Origin of the sequence: Eubacterium ramulus (genome assembly GCF_003122485.1) — a bacterium.
In the GTDB taxonomy this organism is placed as follows: domain Bacteria; phylum Bacillota; class Clostridia; order Lachnospirales; family Lachnospiraceae; genus Eubacterium_I; species Eubacterium_I ramulus_A.
The window spans coordinates 1-15618 of record NZ_JRFU01000177.1 but is presented as its reverse complement, the minus strand read 5'-3'; the positions used below and the strand labels follow the sequence as shown (position 1 = coordinate 15618).

Annotated in this window: 14 protein-coding genes; 13 read left to right on the top strand and 1 reads right to left on the bottom strand. The window is 44.6% G+C overall.

What is annotated here, in order from left to right:
* The 8 genes from ispE to murI form a co-directional block, all read left to right on the top strand.
* A partial coding sequence (gene ispE, locus LG34_RS14495) for a 4-(cytidine 5'-diphospho)-2-C-methyl-D-erythritol kinase (protein ID WP_109216694.1) occupies window positions 1–848 on the top strand: 848 nt, incomplete at its 5' end.
* Between the two features lie 27 nt (window positions 849–875).
* Window positions 876–1550: a GntR family transcriptional regulator gene (locus LG34_RS14490; RefSeq protein WP_109216693.1), complete on the top strand. Its 675-nt coding sequence runs from the start codon at window positions 876–878 to the stop codon at window positions 1548–1550.
* A 196-nt stretch (window positions 1551–1746) separates the two neighbouring features.
* Complete coding sequence (locus LG34_RS14485) at window positions 1747–3291, top strand: spore germination protein (RefSeq protein ID WP_109216692.1); 1545 nt, start codon at window positions 1747–1749, stop codon at window positions 3289–3291.
* A gap of 72 nt (window positions 3292–3363) precedes the next feature.
* Complete coding sequence (locus LG34_RS14480) at window positions 3364–4470, top strand: GerAB/ArcD/ProY family transporter (RefSeq protein ID WP_109216691.1); 1107 nt, start codon at window positions 3364–3366, stop codon at window positions 4468–4470.
* Window positions 4471–4485: 15 nt separating this feature from the next.
* Window positions 4486–5580 (top strand): hypothetical protein, encoded by a 1095-nt coding sequence (locus tag LG34_RS14475; RefSeq protein WP_109216690.1) that lies wholly within the window; start codon window positions 4486–4488, stop codon window positions 5578–5580.
* Window positions 5581–5791: 211 nt separating this feature from the next.
* Window positions 5792–6400 carry a stage II sporulation protein R gene (gene spoIIR, locus LG34_RS14470; protein ID WP_109216689.1) on the top strand — a complete coding sequence of 203 codons (609 nt, stop codon included), beginning with the start codon at window positions 5792–5794 and terminating at the stop codon, window positions 6398–6400.
* Between the two features lie 317 nt (window positions 6401–6717).
* Window positions 6718–7149 carry a DUF1934 domain-containing protein gene (locus tag LG34_RS14465; protein ID WP_109216688.1) on the top strand — a complete coding sequence of 144 codons (432 nt, stop codon included), beginning with the start codon at window positions 6718–6720 and terminating at the stop codon, window positions 7147–7149.
* Window positions 7150–7313: 164 nt separating this feature from the next.
* Window positions 7314–8147: a glutamate racemase gene (gene murI, locus LG34_RS14460; protein ID WP_109216687.1), complete on the top strand. Its 834-nt coding sequence runs from the start codon at window positions 7314–7316 to the stop codon at window positions 8145–8147.
* A 218-nt stretch (window positions 8148–8365) separates the two neighbouring features.
* Here murI and LG34_RS14455 read toward each other — a convergent pair whose 3' ends face one another.
* Window positions 8366–8812, bottom strand: a complete 447-nt coding sequence (locus tag LG34_RS14455; protein WP_109216686.1) for a hypothetical protein — start codon at window positions 8810–8812, stop codon at window positions 8366–8368.
* Between the two features lie 213 nt (window positions 8813–9025).
* On the opposite strand from LG34_RS14455, the gene tig reads away from it, so the two are divergent.
* The 5 genes from tig to LG34_RS14430 all read left to right on the top strand — a co-directional run bounded on the left by tig (window position 9026) and on the right by LG34_RS14430 (window position 15562).
* On the top strand, window positions 9026–10213 hold the full coding sequence (tig, locus tag LG34_RS14450; protein WP_109216685.1) for a trigger factor: 1188 nt from the start codon (window positions 9026–9028) through the stop codon (window positions 10211–10213).
* A gap of 241 nt (window positions 10214–10454) precedes the next feature.
* Window positions 10455–11846, top strand: a complete 1392-nt coding sequence (gene asnS, locus LG34_RS14445) for an asparagine--tRNA ligase (RefSeq protein WP_109216684.1) — start codon at window positions 10455–10457, stop codon at window positions 11844–11846.
* A 65-nt stretch (window positions 11847–11911) separates the two neighbouring features.
* Window positions 11912–12673 carry a tRNA pseudouridine(38-40) synthase TruA gene (gene truA, locus LG34_RS14440; protein WP_109216683.1) on the top strand — a complete coding sequence of 254 codons (762 nt, stop codon included), beginning with the start codon at window positions 11912–11914 and terminating at the stop codon, window positions 12671–12673.
* Between the two features lie 98 nt (window positions 12674–12771).
* The gene (gene recJ, locus LG34_RS14435; RefSeq protein WP_242979915.1) at window positions 12772–14541 is read left to right on the top strand and encodes a single-stranded-DNA-specific exonuclease RecJ; all 1770 of its coding nucleotides are present in this window, start codon (window positions 12772–12774) and stop codon (window positions 14539–14541) included.
* A gap of 82 nt (window positions 14542–14623) precedes the next feature.
* A complete protein-coding gene (locus LG34_RS14430; RefSeq protein ID WP_109216682.1) occupies window positions 14624–15562 on the top strand; it encodes a DUF1002 domain-containing protein in 939 nt (312 codons plus the stop codon).
* The last annotated feature ends 56 nt before the right edge of the window (window positions 15563–15618 follow it).

The window sequence follows — 15618 nt, the reverse complement described above, 5'->3', positions numbered from 1 at the left end:
TTGCCAAGATCAATCTTGGACTGGATGTTTTGGGAAAACGGGAAGATGGTTATCACGAAGTGCGTATGGTCATGCAGACGATCCATCTGTATGACAGAGTAGAGATCAAGAAAACAAGATCTCCGCATATTCATGTGGAAACCAATCTGTATTATCTGCCGGTGAATGAGGATAATTTAGTATACCGTGCAGCAAAACTGATGAAAGATGAGTTTCAGATTAAAGAAGGTGTGCGGATCGTTCTTCAGAAATTCATTCCGGTGGCAGCAGGTCTTGCAGGCGGAAGTTCAGATGCGGCAGCAGTGCTGGTAGGAATGAATCGTATTTTTAATCTGGGCCTGAAACAGAATAAACTGATGGAACTTGGTCTGAAGATCGGTGCAGATGTTCCGTTTTGTATTATGCGTGGTACAGCATTGGCAGAGGGAATCGGTGAAAAACTGACTGCATTGCCGCCGATGCCGAAATGTCCGGTACTGATCGCAAAACCGGCGATTTCTGTATCCACCAAAGCAGTTTATGAAGGTTTGAAATTATATGACGGCATGGAGCATCCGGATATTGATGGTGTGATGGAAGGGATTCAGCAAAAAGACCTCAAAGGGGTTGCTTCTCATATGGGAAATATCCTTGAGACCGTGACGATTCCAATGTATCCGGTGATTGAGGATATTAAGAAACTGATGTTGGAGAATGGTGCATTAAATGCCATGATGAGTGGAAGTGGTCCGACCGTATTTGGATTATTCCCGAATGAGAAAGAAATCCGCCGGGCATACGAAGCGTTGAAACAGTCCGGACTGGCAAAAAATGTGTACACATCCGATATCCATAATAATAGAAGATAAGCGGCGAAGAAGAGGGGGAAATAAAAAATGACAGACAACTTGGAATTACAGATGGATGCATATCTGCCACTTCGTGATGTCGTTTTTCAGACATTGCGTGGTGCAATCCTGAAAGGTGATCTGAAACCGGGGGAGCGTCTGATGGAGTTACAGCTTGCATCGAAGCTTGGCGTAAGCCGTACACCAATCCGTGAGGCAATCCGTATGTTAGAGCAGGAAGGACTTGCTGTTACCATTCCGAGAAAAGGTGCAGAAGTTGCGAAAATGACAGAAAAAGACATGGAAGATGTATTACAGATCCGTCTTTCTCTGGAAGCATTGGCAGTACGCCTGTCCTGTGAAAATATTACACCGGCAGCTTTGCAGGAACTGAAAGTGGCTATGGAGGATTTTGAAGAGAAAACAAAATCCGGTCAGTTTGTAGAGATGGCAAAAGCAGATGTCAAATTTCATGAGATTCTTTATAAAGCATCCAACAATCCGAAACTGCAGCAGCTTTTGAGCAATTTGAGAGAGCAGATGTATCGTTATCGTGTGGAATATCTGAAAGATGCAGCTATTTACCCGCGTCTGATCGAGGAGCATCATAGAATGTATGATGCACTGAAGGAAAAGGATCAGAAACAGGCAGTTGCTTATGTGGAGAAGCACCTTCATAATCAGGCAGAGGCAGTGAAAAAGATCATTCGCGATCAGGAGTAGAAGAAGTAAAATTAGAAGAATAGAACACAAAAAACAGCACAGACTAGAGAGTAGGTTGATACCTGCTCTCTTTTTTTAGGTAAATATAAGAAAGTCTCTTTGCTTTTCTTGTACAAATCAATAAGTTGCGGGAGACTTCTCTTTATCAAAAGGAGAGGTAAGCGGGGGAAATCGATCCAAGGATGGGGGGAAGTACATGCAGGAGAAAAAGGAAAAGCTGTTAGAAGATAAAGAAGTCTCCAAAGACATAGAACAGAATATTGCCTGGTGGAAGCAGCTTTTTTCGGACTGTGCGGATATCAAAATGCGGGAGATGTATCTGGGAAAACAGATGGATGTGAAAGCATTTTTAAGTTATATCGAGATTACAGGTGGCAAAGATATGCTGCAGGAATCCGCACTGGGAAAAATGTTATCCCGATTGAAGGAAATGTCTTCAGAAGAACTGGGCAGCGCTTTACAGAAAAATGCCCTTGGTATGTCGGATGCGACACCGTTTTCTACCTTACTGGATGCTGCCAATGGAATGCTGACGGGGGATTCGATTCTTTTTGTGGATGGATTTGATCAGGCGTTGAAGATTCCGGACAAAGGCTATCCGGGGATGTCTTTGCAGGAGACAGAATCGGAAAAAGCATTGCGGGGAAGCAATGAAGGGTTTGGCACATCGATCAAGCAGAATACGGCATTGATTCGAAAACGCCTCCGGTCGGTAAATTTGAAAGTAACTGAATGCAAATGCGGAAGGCAGAGCAACACGAATGTCGACATTCTGTATATGGAAAATATCACCAGATATGCGGTGGTGGAAGAAATGCAGGAACGTTTGCGTCAGTTTGAAATTGACGGTGTTCAGGACAGCGGGGTGATCGAACAGTTGACGGAAACCCAGTGGTTTTCGCCGTTTCCACAGTTTCAGACAACCCGCCGACCGGATCGGGCGGTAATGGCACTGCTGGAAGGACGGGCAGTCTTATTGTCGGACCATTCCCCGGAAGCACTGATTTTTCCGACGGATTATAATTCTTTTATTAAAACAACAGATGATTACTACACCCGTTGGGAGATTGCCACTTTTACCCGGGCATTGCGCTATGTGGCATCGGTGTTGTCTATGATTTTGCCGGGATTGTATCTTGCAATGACAAATTTTCATACACAGCTGCTGCCAACCAAACTGTTGCTTTCTTTTGCAGCAGCACGTCAGGGCGTTCCGTTTCCGGGGGTGGTGGAGATTCTTTTGATGGAGCTGTCTTTTGAACTTTTGCGGGAAGCGGGGGTACGTCTGCCCGGAGCCATGGGAAATACCATTGGAATCGTGGGCGGACTGATCATCGGGCAGGCAGCGGTGGATGCGAATATCGTCAGTCCCATGGTGGTGATCGTAGTGGCATTTACGGCGCTGTGTTCTTTTGCAATTCCGAATGAAGACTTTGCGACAGCGTTTCGTCTGCTGAAATTTGCTTTTATCGGTTTGGCAGCGGCGCTTGGATTTTATGGATTTTTGCTTGGAATTCTGGTGCTGCTCATTCACCTGGCGCAGCTGGAGAGCTTTGGTATTCCGTATCTGATGCCGGTTGTGGGGGCAGAACTCAGTGGATATAAGGACGCACAGGATACATTGATGCGTCCACCTATGTGGTCGTTGCACAGACGTCCAATCTATGCAAAAAGAAATAACCGTATTCGGTTACGAATCAAAAAGCAGGGAAAAAATACGAATACCGATAGGGAAAAATAAGAATTGTTCTTTGGAAAAAAGTCAAGTTGAAAAGCGGGAATAGAAGATTTCAGAAGGATGTAGAGGAAAACAATGCGGGATCGAATTATTTTTTCGGATAATCAACAGGTTTCTGCCAGACAGATCAGTCGTGCGCTTTTTCTGGAAATGCTTGGGCTCAGTACGCTGTTGCTGCCGCCGGCACTGGCGCGTCTGTGCGGGACAGATGGTGTATTTGCCATTTTATTTGGCGGTGTTTTGACCTATCTGTTGTCTGTTGCGTGGAATCGGTACGATACAAATGTAAAACAAAATGATACAAGTGAGCAATATTACAATACAAAAGTATTGAAAAATACGACCATGGTAATATATATAGGTGCGTTTCTTGGAATCGCCGCCTATGTGATGTATTTTCTGACCACCTTAATTGAAGAACAATTGTTGGGAAAATCCTATGAAGCGGCGATTGTTCTGACGTTGACAGGTGCGGCATTCTGGGGCTTATGGAAAGGACTGGAGAGCCGGCTTCGTGTATATGAGGTGCTTTTTTGGATTTTGATACTGCCCCTGGGTTTCATTTTGCTTGCTGCCTGCAGTGGCGTTTGCACGGATTACTGGACGCCGGTGGTAGACACTTCCTGGCAGAATTTTGGAAAAGGGATCTTGTTATGTGTATTGATATTTTCATTGTCGCTGCTGGCATTTCGCAGCAAAAGTCAGTGTAGCAGACCGAAGCAGCTTTTACGGGCGACAAGGCGGAGTCTGTGTGCCGTTGTGATATGGAACGCCATCATATATCTGATTTTACTTGGTGTGTTTCAGGTGGGCTTGTTAAGTCATTTGTCTTATCCAATCATTGATCTGATGGCGGTGGTCAAATTGCCGGGAAACTTTCTGGAGCGGCAGGATGCGCTGATGATGGGAATCTGGCTTTTCTGTCTGTTTGCATTGTTAAATTCAATGCTGTATTATGCGTCGGCACCCTTGGAAAAGCTGTTTTCTGAAAAGGGAAGACCAAAGGCAACGGGAATCTGCTGTCTGGCAATGGCAGCGCTGGCAGTATGGCTGTTACATTCGGCAGAACGGGCGGAGCGCATGTTTCAGGTCTGTGTATGGTTCGTTGTGCCGCTGCTGCTTTTTCTGCCGGTGGTGCAGGCAATCGTGGAATGTCTGAAAAAACGTATCAGGCAGAAATAGAAGGAGTAAAAGGGCATGAAAAGCGAAAAGAGGTATCTGTTTTATGGAATTGGGATCATGATGATCATCTGCTGGCTTGTTTTTCTGACGGGATGTGGCGCCAATGAACTGGAAAATCATGCGTTTCCGCTGGCACTTGGCGTGGAAAAAACGTCAGAGGATGATCTGGAAATCTATATGGCGTATCCGGATCTGCAGGATGACAAGGCAGCAGAAAATGCGCTGTCCTCCGATGTGTTCTGGAATGGCAAAGGGCAGGATTTGTTTACCGGCAAGGAACAGATGTCAGCAAATAGCAATAAAAATGCGGATTTCAATCACCTGAAAGTGCTGATTTTGGATCAGGCAATTCTGGAAGATACGACCAGGACAGAACAATTACTGCATTTTTTTCAGGAGGAACAGGATGCAGCCTGGAATACGTATGTGATGGTGACAAAAGAACCGCTGAAGGATATTTTTTCAGAAGATCTGAAGTTGCCGGAGTCCCTTGGTATCTATCTGGAAGATCTGTTAGAGGAGTGGGAAGATGTGCGGCAGGGAGCGCAGGTGACGGTGGGAACGCTGATGAGTCAGTATTACAGCAGGAATGAAACGCTGTGTGTGCCAGTTCTGGAAATTTCGGATGCGGAAGAAAAGCCTCAGATCGGTGGCTTTTGTGTGTTGTTCGGATTGCAGCCGATGGGAGAACTGTCACTGCGGGAAGGAGAGCAGTTGATGCTTCTGCAAAATAATTTGAAACGTTATGCATTTACGATGCAGGATGGGACACGTTTTTTGCTGGAACAGGTACAGACAGAGCGTGAGATCACGGCGGCGGTGGATGAAGCAGGGAATCAATATCCGGTGTTGACAGTAACGGTTCGGGGAAATAGTACCGTGAGTGCATTGAGTTGGGATGCAGATCAAGAAGACCAAAGGCAGCAGGGAAAACAGGAACTGGCAGACCGTCTGCTGACGTTTCTGACTACGCAGCAAAAGGAAGCGGGCATGGATCTGGCGAATTCATTTCTGCTTCTGGCAGGGCAGGAGCGCAGTCTGTGGGAACAGTATCGTGAGGAATCGGCGCAGTATCTTTCGGATTTGAAAATCCGGCTTTTTGTGGAATAAATGTTTGTGGAAAATGTTTATGGAATAAACTGGAAAAATATGGCAAGACTCTGAATAAAGCTCATTGAGAATATAATGTGAGTTCAAGAAAAAAATGTATGATTATACTGCTCAGAATCGTGCAGAAAATTTTATAAGCAGTTGACTTGGATGATATAAGTGATGAGCGCTATTTTATAAAATTATGTATAGAAAGAACAGGGGAAAGACCATGAAAAAAAGATTTATTGCAGTATGTCTGGCGGCAGCAGCCTGCGTATTGCTTTCCACAACGATACACACAGCCATGCTGCAGCGGGATATGTCACAGAAAGTATTGCGGTTTCATGTGCTGGCAAACAGCGACAGTCAGACAGATCAGGCGTTAAAATGTGCCGTCAGAGACCGTGTCGGAACCATGATGGCAGAAAAATTGCAAAATGCAGATTCACTGGAAGAAAGTACTGATGTGGTGACGGAAAACCTGCAGGAAATTGAAACCTGTGCAGCAAATGTGATCAGGGAAAACGGTTATGATTATCCGGTACATGCGGCGCTGGAAACCTGTGCATTTCCGGAAAAAAGTTACGGTGATTATACGTTCCCATCCGGAACCTATGAAGCACTGCGGGTTGTGATCGGTTCCGGGGAAGGGCATAACTGGTGGTGCGTCATGTACCCGAATCTCTGTTTTGCAAACAGTATGTATGAGGTAGATGCTTCCTCAGGGGAAAAATTGCGGGAAGTGCTGGAGCCGGAGGAGTATGCAGCAGTTCTGGAAAGCGGAAATTATAAGGTGCGTTTTAAAATGCTTGGATTTCTCAATCGCGTGCTTGAATAATCAGGGAAAAACGATTACAATGTGGGATAGCACAATTTTAACCGAATCAAGTAAGTCCCCTGCTTCAATTGCGAAAAGCAATAAGCAGTGGGTGGGGACTTGCTTGTATCAGGAGGAGTGCAAGCTCCTTCTGATAAACTGCGGAGCAGTTATTCGGTTATGAGCAAGTAGCGAAGCGGATTGCGAATATCCGCTTGACCAAAAGGAAGTTAAACAAAGGAAGTCTGTTGTTTCCTTTGCAGATAGTTGTTTGAAAATAGGATCTGACCGATAAGTCAGAACAGGAAATGTGCATGATATGAAGATGAGGACAAAATATGACAAAAGATGTATTGATTACCATTTGCGGGATTCAGAAAAGAGACGGTGAGACAGATGAGCCGATTGAAACCGTCACACCGGGTGAATATTATTTCCGCAACGGAAAACATTATATTCTCTATGAAGAAGTTCAGGAGGGAATTGCGGAAGTAACCAAATGCATGATAAAGATTGGCGATGACAGTGTAGACCTGTCAAAAAAAGGTGCATCCGGGGTACATATGATATTTCAGAGAGATAAGAAGACACGTACCTCTTATCAGACACCGTATGGAAGTCTGATGCTTGGATTTGATTCCAAAATGATCCGTGTGCTGGAGTCAGAGGATATGATCCATCTGAATCTGGAGTATGATCTGGAAGTGGAGGAAGAACATCTGGCAGAATGTTCCCTGACTTTAAAAGTTCAGGCAAAGCAGCCGAGATAGTCTGATTTTATCGCAATCTCCGACTGAGACAAAAGTTCCGCGAAGATGTACGGCATAAAAAATAAGAAAAAATACAAACAATAAGAAAGACAACACACAGAAATGTGTTTACCGATTTACAAATAAACAGAAAAATATTCTTAATAAACAGGAAGGATAGAAAAATGGCAGAAAATCAGGATTTTAGATATTCACCCATCGGCGTCTTTGATTCCGGTGTGGGTGGACTGACCGTGGCGCGTGAGATCATGCGTCAGATACCAAAGGAGCGCATCATTTATTTTGGCGATACCGCCCGCGTTCCCTATGGAAGCAAATCGCAGGAGACGATCATCCGTTTTTCCAGACAGATCATCCGTTTCCTTCAGAGCAAAGGGGTAAAGGCAATCGTGATCGCCTGTAATACCGCCAGTGCGCTGGCATTGGAGACTGTGCAGCCGGAATTTGACATTCCGATTCTTGGCGTGGTCAAAGCAGGTGCAAAGGAAGCTGCAAAAGTAACAAAAAATGGAAAAATCGGTGTGATCGCTACCGAAAGTACCATTGAAAGTCAGTTGTATACAAAAGAGATCCATTCCCATAAACCAAACGCTCAGGTGTTGGGCAAGCCATGTCCGTTGTTTGTGCCGTTGGTGGAAGAAGGATGGTTAAAAGATCCGGTAACCGTAGAAGTGGCAAACCGTTATCTGGAGCCATTGCTGGAATCCGGTATTGACACACTGATCATGGGATGTACTCATTATCCATTGCTTCGCTCTACGCTTCGTCAGATCATGGGAGAAAAAGTCAATCTGGTAAATCCGGCATATGAGACTGCCAGAGAGCTGAAAGCATTGTTGGAGCGGGACGGATTAAATAATGATGGCAAACAATCTTATGAGGGTGCGATGCATGAGTTTTATGTCAGTGATGCGGCAAACAAGTTTAAGAATTTTGCAAATTCTATTTTGCCGTATGGTGTGGATACCACACAACTGATCCACATTGAAGATTATTAAAAGGCAGTGATTCTGAGCAGAATATGTCAGCTTATGTTGACCAGGATCGTGTACCAAGTCCCACATACGTTCGACTTGAATGAATATGTTTAGAATAAAAAAAGATTGTAAGCGCAATACATAGCAAAAAATGTGATAATAAAAAACATCGGTGAGTGGATTGATCAGAAATCCATTCACCGATGTTTTTATTTGTTATGCTGTATTCCATTACAAACTTATTTCTGTCCGGTAAGTTTTGCGAAGAATCCGCGTTTCTTTTCCGGTTTTTCCAAAGGTCCGCGTACACCGCGAACATCTGAAATGAACAGACCGCTCAGAGAAGCTTTTACTTCTTTTTTTACTGGGATCTGATCGTAAATCTGGTTATCAGCAATCAGAGTAACGATCTGAGGTCCAACTTTTGCTTTTACAACCGGCACTTTGGCAAGTCTTGCAAAACGCGGTGTCTGGTCGATGACCTGCTGTGGCAGTCCGGACTCTTTCATGCGGAGTTTTTTCTTGTCAATGATCAGCATGTTGACCCACTGTGCAGCCTGGTCGATGGCAGCCTGCTGTTCGTCACGTTTCTTCATATTTCTTTTGCCCATGAAATAGAGCAGGATGATTGCGCCAACACAAGCGGCAATAACAACAATAAGTGTAATGATATGTGCTGTTGTCACAGATATATTTCCTCCTTCATCGGTATTTTTAGTCGATAGTAATACTAAGTCTGTATGCTATTGTATCATTGATTATATGAAAACTCAAGAAAAAATTAAGAAGAATGACTTTTCATTTATAGGGAAATATGGTATCTTTAAAAGCAGTGATGTCTTCTGAAAAGAATACAGAAATGGAACAGAACGTGTTCGTAAGAAAGGAAACTATAAAAGATGAAGAAGAAACTTGTAATGATACTGATGGCAGTCATGGTCGCTTCTGCAACACTGGGCGGTTGTGGACAGAAAGGTGCAGAAACAGGAACTAGCGTATCTGCTGAGGAAGAAGATGTGCAGATCAGCTATAAAGAGCTGATGAAAGCAACAGATTATAAAGTGCAGAAATATGTAAAACTGAATGACTACATGAATATGACGGTAGAATTATCCCAGGATTATTCTATTACCGATGAACAGATTCAGGAATACATTGAGTACCTGCTGTCCATGTATCCGGAATATGAGACCACTGACAAGACAACCGTAGAGAACGGTGACATCGTAAATATTGATTATGTCGGAAAAGTAGACGGCGAGGAGTTCAACGGCGGAAGCGCAACAGGACAGCATCTGGAAATTGGTTCCGGATCTTTTATCGATGGATTCGAGGATGGTCTGATCGGAAAAAATGTTGGTGATACAGTAGATCTGAACCTGACATTCCCGGATAGTTATTCTAATACTGATCTGGCAGGCAAAGATGTTGTATTTACAGTAACAATTAACGGTATTGAGACAAAGAAAGATATCGGATACGAAGATCTGACCGATGAATATGTCAGCGAAAACTTTGGAACACAGGGAATCACAACCGTTGATGAGCTGAAATCCCAGGTAAGCAGCGGCTTGGAGCAGCAGGTTTACTCTACAAAAATGCAGGAGGTTCAGACAGAGGTTCTTGCAAAACTCTTAGATGAGTGTGAAGTTACAATTCCGGATGGACTGCTTGACCAGAGAATCGCAGAGTATAAAGATCGTATTAACAAGATTGTAGAGGACAGTGGTAAGAGCTTTGAGGATTACACCGGTAAGACAGAAGATGAGTTTTATAAGGATATCGATACAACGATGGAAGAAAGTCTGAAACAGGAACTGATCCTGGAAGCAATTGTAAGAGATATGAAACTCTCTATTTCAGAAAAGAGCTTTGAATCATTCGTAGATCAGTATGTATCCAGCTACAAGTTTGACAGCAGAGATGCATTTTATGAGGAGTACGGTGGCGAGGATTACATCAAATTAAGCTACGCTGAGAATCAGGCACTGTCAAAAATTATGGACAGCGTAAAGACAACTGTAAAAGACACATCTTCCTCTGATTCTTCTACCGGTGCAGATGACAGCTCCGCAGATGCAGAGTAAAAATCTGACAGCAGGTAATACTTTTAGAAAAAAGTGGATCGTGAAGATCTGTTTTATCTCAGTCGGAGTATAATCTCCGACTGAGATAAACGCTACGCGAGAATGTGCAGTGATTCTGAGAAGAATATGTCAGCTTACGCTGACCAGAATCACGCACCAAGTCTCACGTGCGTTCGACTTGAAAAAAACAAAAAAGATTGATGAAATTAGCTGAGGGGCTAACAGTTGGGAGGCAATGATTATGGAACTGACAAACATTCGTGACATATTCAGAAACAAAGAAGAGTATCTTGACAAAGAAGTAACCATCGGAGGATGGGTACGTTCCGTTCGCGGATCCAAAAAATTTGGATTTATCGTCGTAAATGACGGTACATTTTTTGAACCATTACAGATTGTTTATGGGGATCATCTGGAAAACTTTGCAGAGATTTCCAAATTAAACGTGGGTGCTGCCATCATCGTAACCGGTAAACTGGTTCCGACACCGGAAGCAAAACAGCCGTTTGAAATCCAGGCAGAAAGCGTTGATATCGAGGGCGCATCCGCACCGGATTATCCGCTGCAGAAAAAACGTCATACGTTTGAATATCTGAGAACAATTTCTCATTTACGTCCGCGTACCAATACCTTTGAGGCAGTATTCCGTGTACGTTCCCTGATCGCATACGCAATTCACAAATTCTTCCAGGAGCGTGATTTTGTGTATGTACACACACCACTGATCACAGGAAGTGACTGTGAGGGTGCCGGTGAGATGTTCCAGGTAACAACCATGGATCTGAACAATGTGCCGAAAAAAGACGATGGAAGCGTTGATTTTACACAGGACTTCTTTGGAAAACCGACCAACCTGACCGTAAGTGGACAGTTAAACGGTGAGACTTACGCCATGGCATTCAAAAATATCTACACCTTTGGACCGACTTTCCGTGCAGAAAATTCCAATACCACCCGTCATGCAGCTGAGTTCTGGATGATCGAGCCGGAGATCGCATTTGCAGATCTGAAGGACGATATGGTACTGGCAGAGAGCATGTTAAAATATGTGATCCGTTATGTATTAGAGCATGCGCCGGAAGAAATGGAATTCTTCAACAAGTTCGTTGACAAAGGATTACTTGACCGTCTGAACCATGTATTAAATTCTGATTTTGGTCATGTAACTTATACAGAAGCAATCGAGATCCTTGAGAAAAACAATGATAAATTCGATTACAAAGTATTCTGGGGCGCAGATCTGCAGACAGAGCATGAGCGTTATCTGACAGAGGAAATCTTCAAACGTCCGGTATTCGTAACGGATTATCCGAAGGAGATTAAAGCGTTCTACATGAAACTGAACGAGGATGGCAAAACCGTTGCCGCTATGGACTGTCTAGTTCCGGGCATCGGTGAGATCATCGGCGGAAGTCAGCGTGAGGATGACTACGACAAACTGCTTGGCAGAATGAAAGAACTTGGACTGAAAGAGGAAGATTATGACTTCTATCTGGATCTGAGAAAATATGGTTCTGCAAGACATGCAGGTTTCGGACTTGGATTTGAGCGTTGCGTGATGTACCTGACAGGTATGGGCAATATCCGTGACGTAATCCCGTTCCCAAGAACAGTAAATAACTGCGAACTGTAATGAAAAATGAAAAAGGGGAGGTTTGGTGCATGCCGACCTCCCTTTCTTAGACAAAGAGGACATTTATGGCGAATTACAAAATATATATTCAATATGATGGAACCCGCTACAAAGGATGGCAGAGACAGCGCACCACGGATCAGACGATTCAGGGCAAGATTGAGGCAATTTTAACAAGACGGTATGGGCGCACCATTGAAATCGATGGTTCCGGTCGGACGGATGCAGGGGTACATGCCCGTGGACAGGTGGCAAATTTTCGGATTCCGGAGGCGTTGTGTGATGGAAAGGCACCAGAAGATGTTTGTGATGAGCTGCTGGCGCTTTTTGCAGAGTATCTGCCGGAAGACATTGCAGTGACAGAGGTGCGGGTGGCATCAGAACGGTTCCACAGCCGGTTAAACGTCGTGAAAAAGACTTATGTATACCGGATCTGGAACGCGGCATATCCAAACGTATTTGAACGGAAATACATGCTGCATGATACGCGGCACATGGATGTGGAAGCTATGCGTCAGGCAGCAGAATATCTGCTTGGAAAACATGACTTTGCGGCATTTTGCGGAAATGCGAAGATGAAGAAATCCACGGTGCGAACGATTCATGAGATTTCCATAGAAGAAATCGGCGGTGAAATCCGTTTCACTTATACCGGAAATGGATTTTTGCAAAATATGATCCGCATTGTGACCGGAACGCTGGTGGATGTGGGAACCGGAGTTTATCCGCCGGAGCATGTAGCTGAGATCCTGGAGTCAAAAGTCCGGGCAGAGGCAGGTCCGACAATGCCGGCACAGGGACTGACCTTGTGGGAAGTAGTATATTGATGCACATGAATTATGGAAAAAACAGATCCGTGCATTTTGTTGAATTACATGAAAAGTTTTACGTACATCATGAAAGTGATGGAAAAAGGAGTATACGATTGAAAGAAAAGTGGGTTGTATCAGCTAAAGGTGCTGATTTTAAAGCAATCGGTGAACATTTCGGGATTGATCCGGTGATTGCCCGGATCATGCGAAACCGCGGTCTGACGGATCTGGATGAAATGGAGTATTACTTGCATGGGGATGAAAAGGATTTGATCGATCCGCATTTGCTCAAAGATGTGGATCTGGCAGCCGAGATCATTCTGAAAAAAGTAAAAGAACAGAAGAAAATCCGAATTATTGGAGATTATGATATAGATGGCATCCAGTCCACGTACATTTTATACTGTGCGCTGAAACGGATCGGAGCAGAGGCAGATTATGTCATTCCACATCGGATCAGGGATGGTTATGGCATGAACGAGCATCTGGTCACACAGGCGGCAGAAGCCGGAATCAACACAATTTTGACCTGTGATAACGGAATCTCTGCCATTGATCAGATCCATCTGGCAAAGGAACTTGGCATGACGGTGGTGGTGACCGATCACCATGAGGTGCCTTACATAGAAGAAAATGGCGTACGCCGGGAAAAAATCAGTGAGGCGGATGCCATTGTAAATCCGAAACAGGAAGCGTGTCAGTACCCGTTTAAAAAGCTTTGTGGCGCAGCGGTGGCATGGAAGCTGGTACAGGTATTATATGAACAGGCAGGGATTCCGGTGTCAGAAGCAGATCGATTCATTGAAAATGCCGGTTTTGCGACAGTAGGCGATGTCATGGATCTGCAGGGCGAGAACCGCGTGCTGGTAAAACTGGGATTAAAAATGTTAAATCAGACACAAAATATCGGTATGAAGGCACTGATCCTGCAGAGTAATCGAAAACTGGGTGAGATCCGTTCCGGTGATATCGGATTCGGACTGGGACCATGCTTAAATGCCACCGGGCGACTGGAAACCGCGCGTATTGCCTTAAAACTGCTGCTTTGTGAGTCAGAAGCGGAAGCGGCAGTGCTGGCGCAGGAAGCGGTGGATCTGAATAACAGCCGGAAGCTGTTGACGGAGCAGGCCGTAGAAGTGGCAAAACAGATGATCGCGGATGGCGGATATGAAAACGACCGGGTGTTTGTCATCTTTTTGCCGGACTGCCATGAAAGTCTGGCAGGTATTGTAGCCGGACGAATCCGGGAGGCATACCATCGACCGACCCTGGTAATCACCCGTGGGGAAGAAGGCGCGAAAGGCTCCGGCAGATCCATCGAGGGTTATTCGATGTTTGAAGAACTGAATAAATGTGCGGATCTGCTTAGTTCGTTTGGCGGACATCCCATGGCAGCGGGATTTTCTCTGCCGGAGGAAAATATTGAGGCATTCCGCCGAAGATTGAATGAAGTGTGTACCCTGACGGAAGAAGAATTACAGGCAAAAGTTGTGATCGATGTGCCGATGCCTATCGGATATATTACATTCCCACTGATCGAGCAGTTAAAATTACTGGAACCATTCGGAAAAGGCAATGATAAACCAGTGTTTGCGGATCGAAATCTGGTGATCGAGCGGTTGAAAATTTACGGACCAACGGGACGTGTGGTACAATTAACATTACACAGTTCATCCGGAGCAAAAGTTCAGGCAGTATATTTTGGAGATCCGGACAATTTACGGTTACCTTTGGAAGAAAAATATGGTAAGGTAGTGGCAGACGATACGATGGCAAATCGTTGTGTCCACAACGCGGCACTGCATTTTACTTATTATCCTGAGATTGATACTTATTATGAGACACCGCGGGTGAAACTGAAAATAACGGGAATTTCTGCTTGATCCGTAAATATAATGATTTTGCAGAATTTTTTGCAACAGGTCTGAGAAAGAAAAAGATATCAGACTGGAACGGAGGTTCAATATGAGCAAAAAAAGAAAGGTATTACACAGAGGTTTGGCGCTGATGCTGGCAGTCGTGATGAGTCTTGGCACATGCCTGACAGCGTTTGCCAGTGAGAGTGACAGTAACAGTGATACAAAAGTAACGATCGCAGACGGTGAGACACCATATATTTCCTTTGGTGCGGATCTGCGGGCAGATGAGAAAGCAAAGGTTCTGGACTATTTTGGACTGACAGAAGCGGATCTGGAAAAATGCAATGTAAATACAGTCACAAACGCAGAAGAACATCAGTATCTGGATGCCTATGTGACCAATGATCATATCGGAAGCCGTGCATTGTCTTCTGTAGCCGTTATGGATGCGAAAAAAGGCAGCGGTATCAAAGTAACAACCAAAAATATCAATTACTGTACCGCGAGCATGTATGAAAATGCGCTGGCAACCGCAGGCGTGGAAGATGCCAATGTTGTCGTTGTGGGACCGTTTGATATGTCGGGAACCGCAGCGCTGATCGGAGCCATCAAAGCATATTCTGTTATGAGTGGAGAACAGGTAGATACTGATGTCATTGACGGAGCCGTCAACGAGATCGTCGTAACCGGTGACATTGGAAATGAGACTGGAAATACCGATGAGGTAGCGGGAATGGTTGCGTATCTGAAAGATCAGGTGGGCGGTAAAAATCTGTCTGATTCCGAGATCAAAGATGCCATTGATGAGGCTTCTGAAAAATTTAATGTCAGTCTGACACAGGATCAGATCGATCAGCTTCTGGAACTTCTGAAAAAGTTACAGGGACTGGATCTGGACTGGGGTAACCTGAAAAATCAGGCACAGAACCTGTATGGAAAATTAAAAGATATGGGACTGAATATTGATACGGCAGCGCTGACAGATCAGGCGCAGGGATTTTTTGCAAAGCTGATCGCGTTTATTAAGGGTCTGTTCCAGAGATAAGGATGGTGTTTTGCGCCGACCGGAACGGAGTGTAGAGTGCAGTGATTCTGAAAAGA

Bases quoted from the DNA above. Each gene is read 5' to 3' on its own strand.
- LG34_RS14480 (WP_109216691.1), top strand. From the start codon at position 3,364: ATGCGGGATCGAATTATTTTTTCGGATAATCAACAGGTTTCTGCCAGA.
- LG34_RS14430 (WP_109216682.1), top strand. From the start codon at position 14,624: ATGAGCAAAAAAAGAAAGGTATTACACAGAGGTTTGGCGCTGATGCTG.
- spoIIR (WP_109216689.1), top strand. From the start codon at position 5,792: ATGAAAAAAAGATTTATTGCAGTATGTCTGGCGGCAGCAGCCTGCGTA.
- asnS (WP_109216684.1), top strand. From the start codon at position 10,455: ATGGAACTGACAAACATTCGTGACATATTCAGAAACAAAGAAGAGTAT.
- LG34_RS14475 (WP_109216690.1), top strand. From the start codon at position 4,486: ATGAAAAGCGAAAAGAGGTATCTGTTTTATGGAATTGGGATCATGATG.
- LG34_RS14490 (WP_109216693.1), top strand. From the start codon at position 876: ATGACAGACAACTTGGAATTACAGATGGATGCATATCTGCCACTTCGT.
- LG34_RS14485 (WP_109216692.1), top strand. From the start codon at position 1,747: ATGCAGGAGAAAAAGGAAAAGCTGTTAGAAGATAAAGAAGTCTCCAAA.
- murI (WP_109216687.1), top strand. From the start codon at position 7,314: ATGGCAGAAAATCAGGATTTTAGATATTCACCCATCGGCGTCTTTGAT.
- LG34_RS14465 (WP_109216688.1), top strand. From the start codon at position 6,718: ATGACAAAAGATGTATTGATTACCATTTGCGGGATTCAGAAAAGAGAC.
- tig (WP_109216685.1), top strand. From the start codon at position 9,026: ATGAAGAAGAAACTTGTAATGATACTGATGGCAGTCATGGTCGCTTCT.
- truA (WP_109216683.1), top strand. From the start codon at position 11,912: ATGGCGAATTACAAAATATATATTCAATATGATGGAACCCGCTACAAA.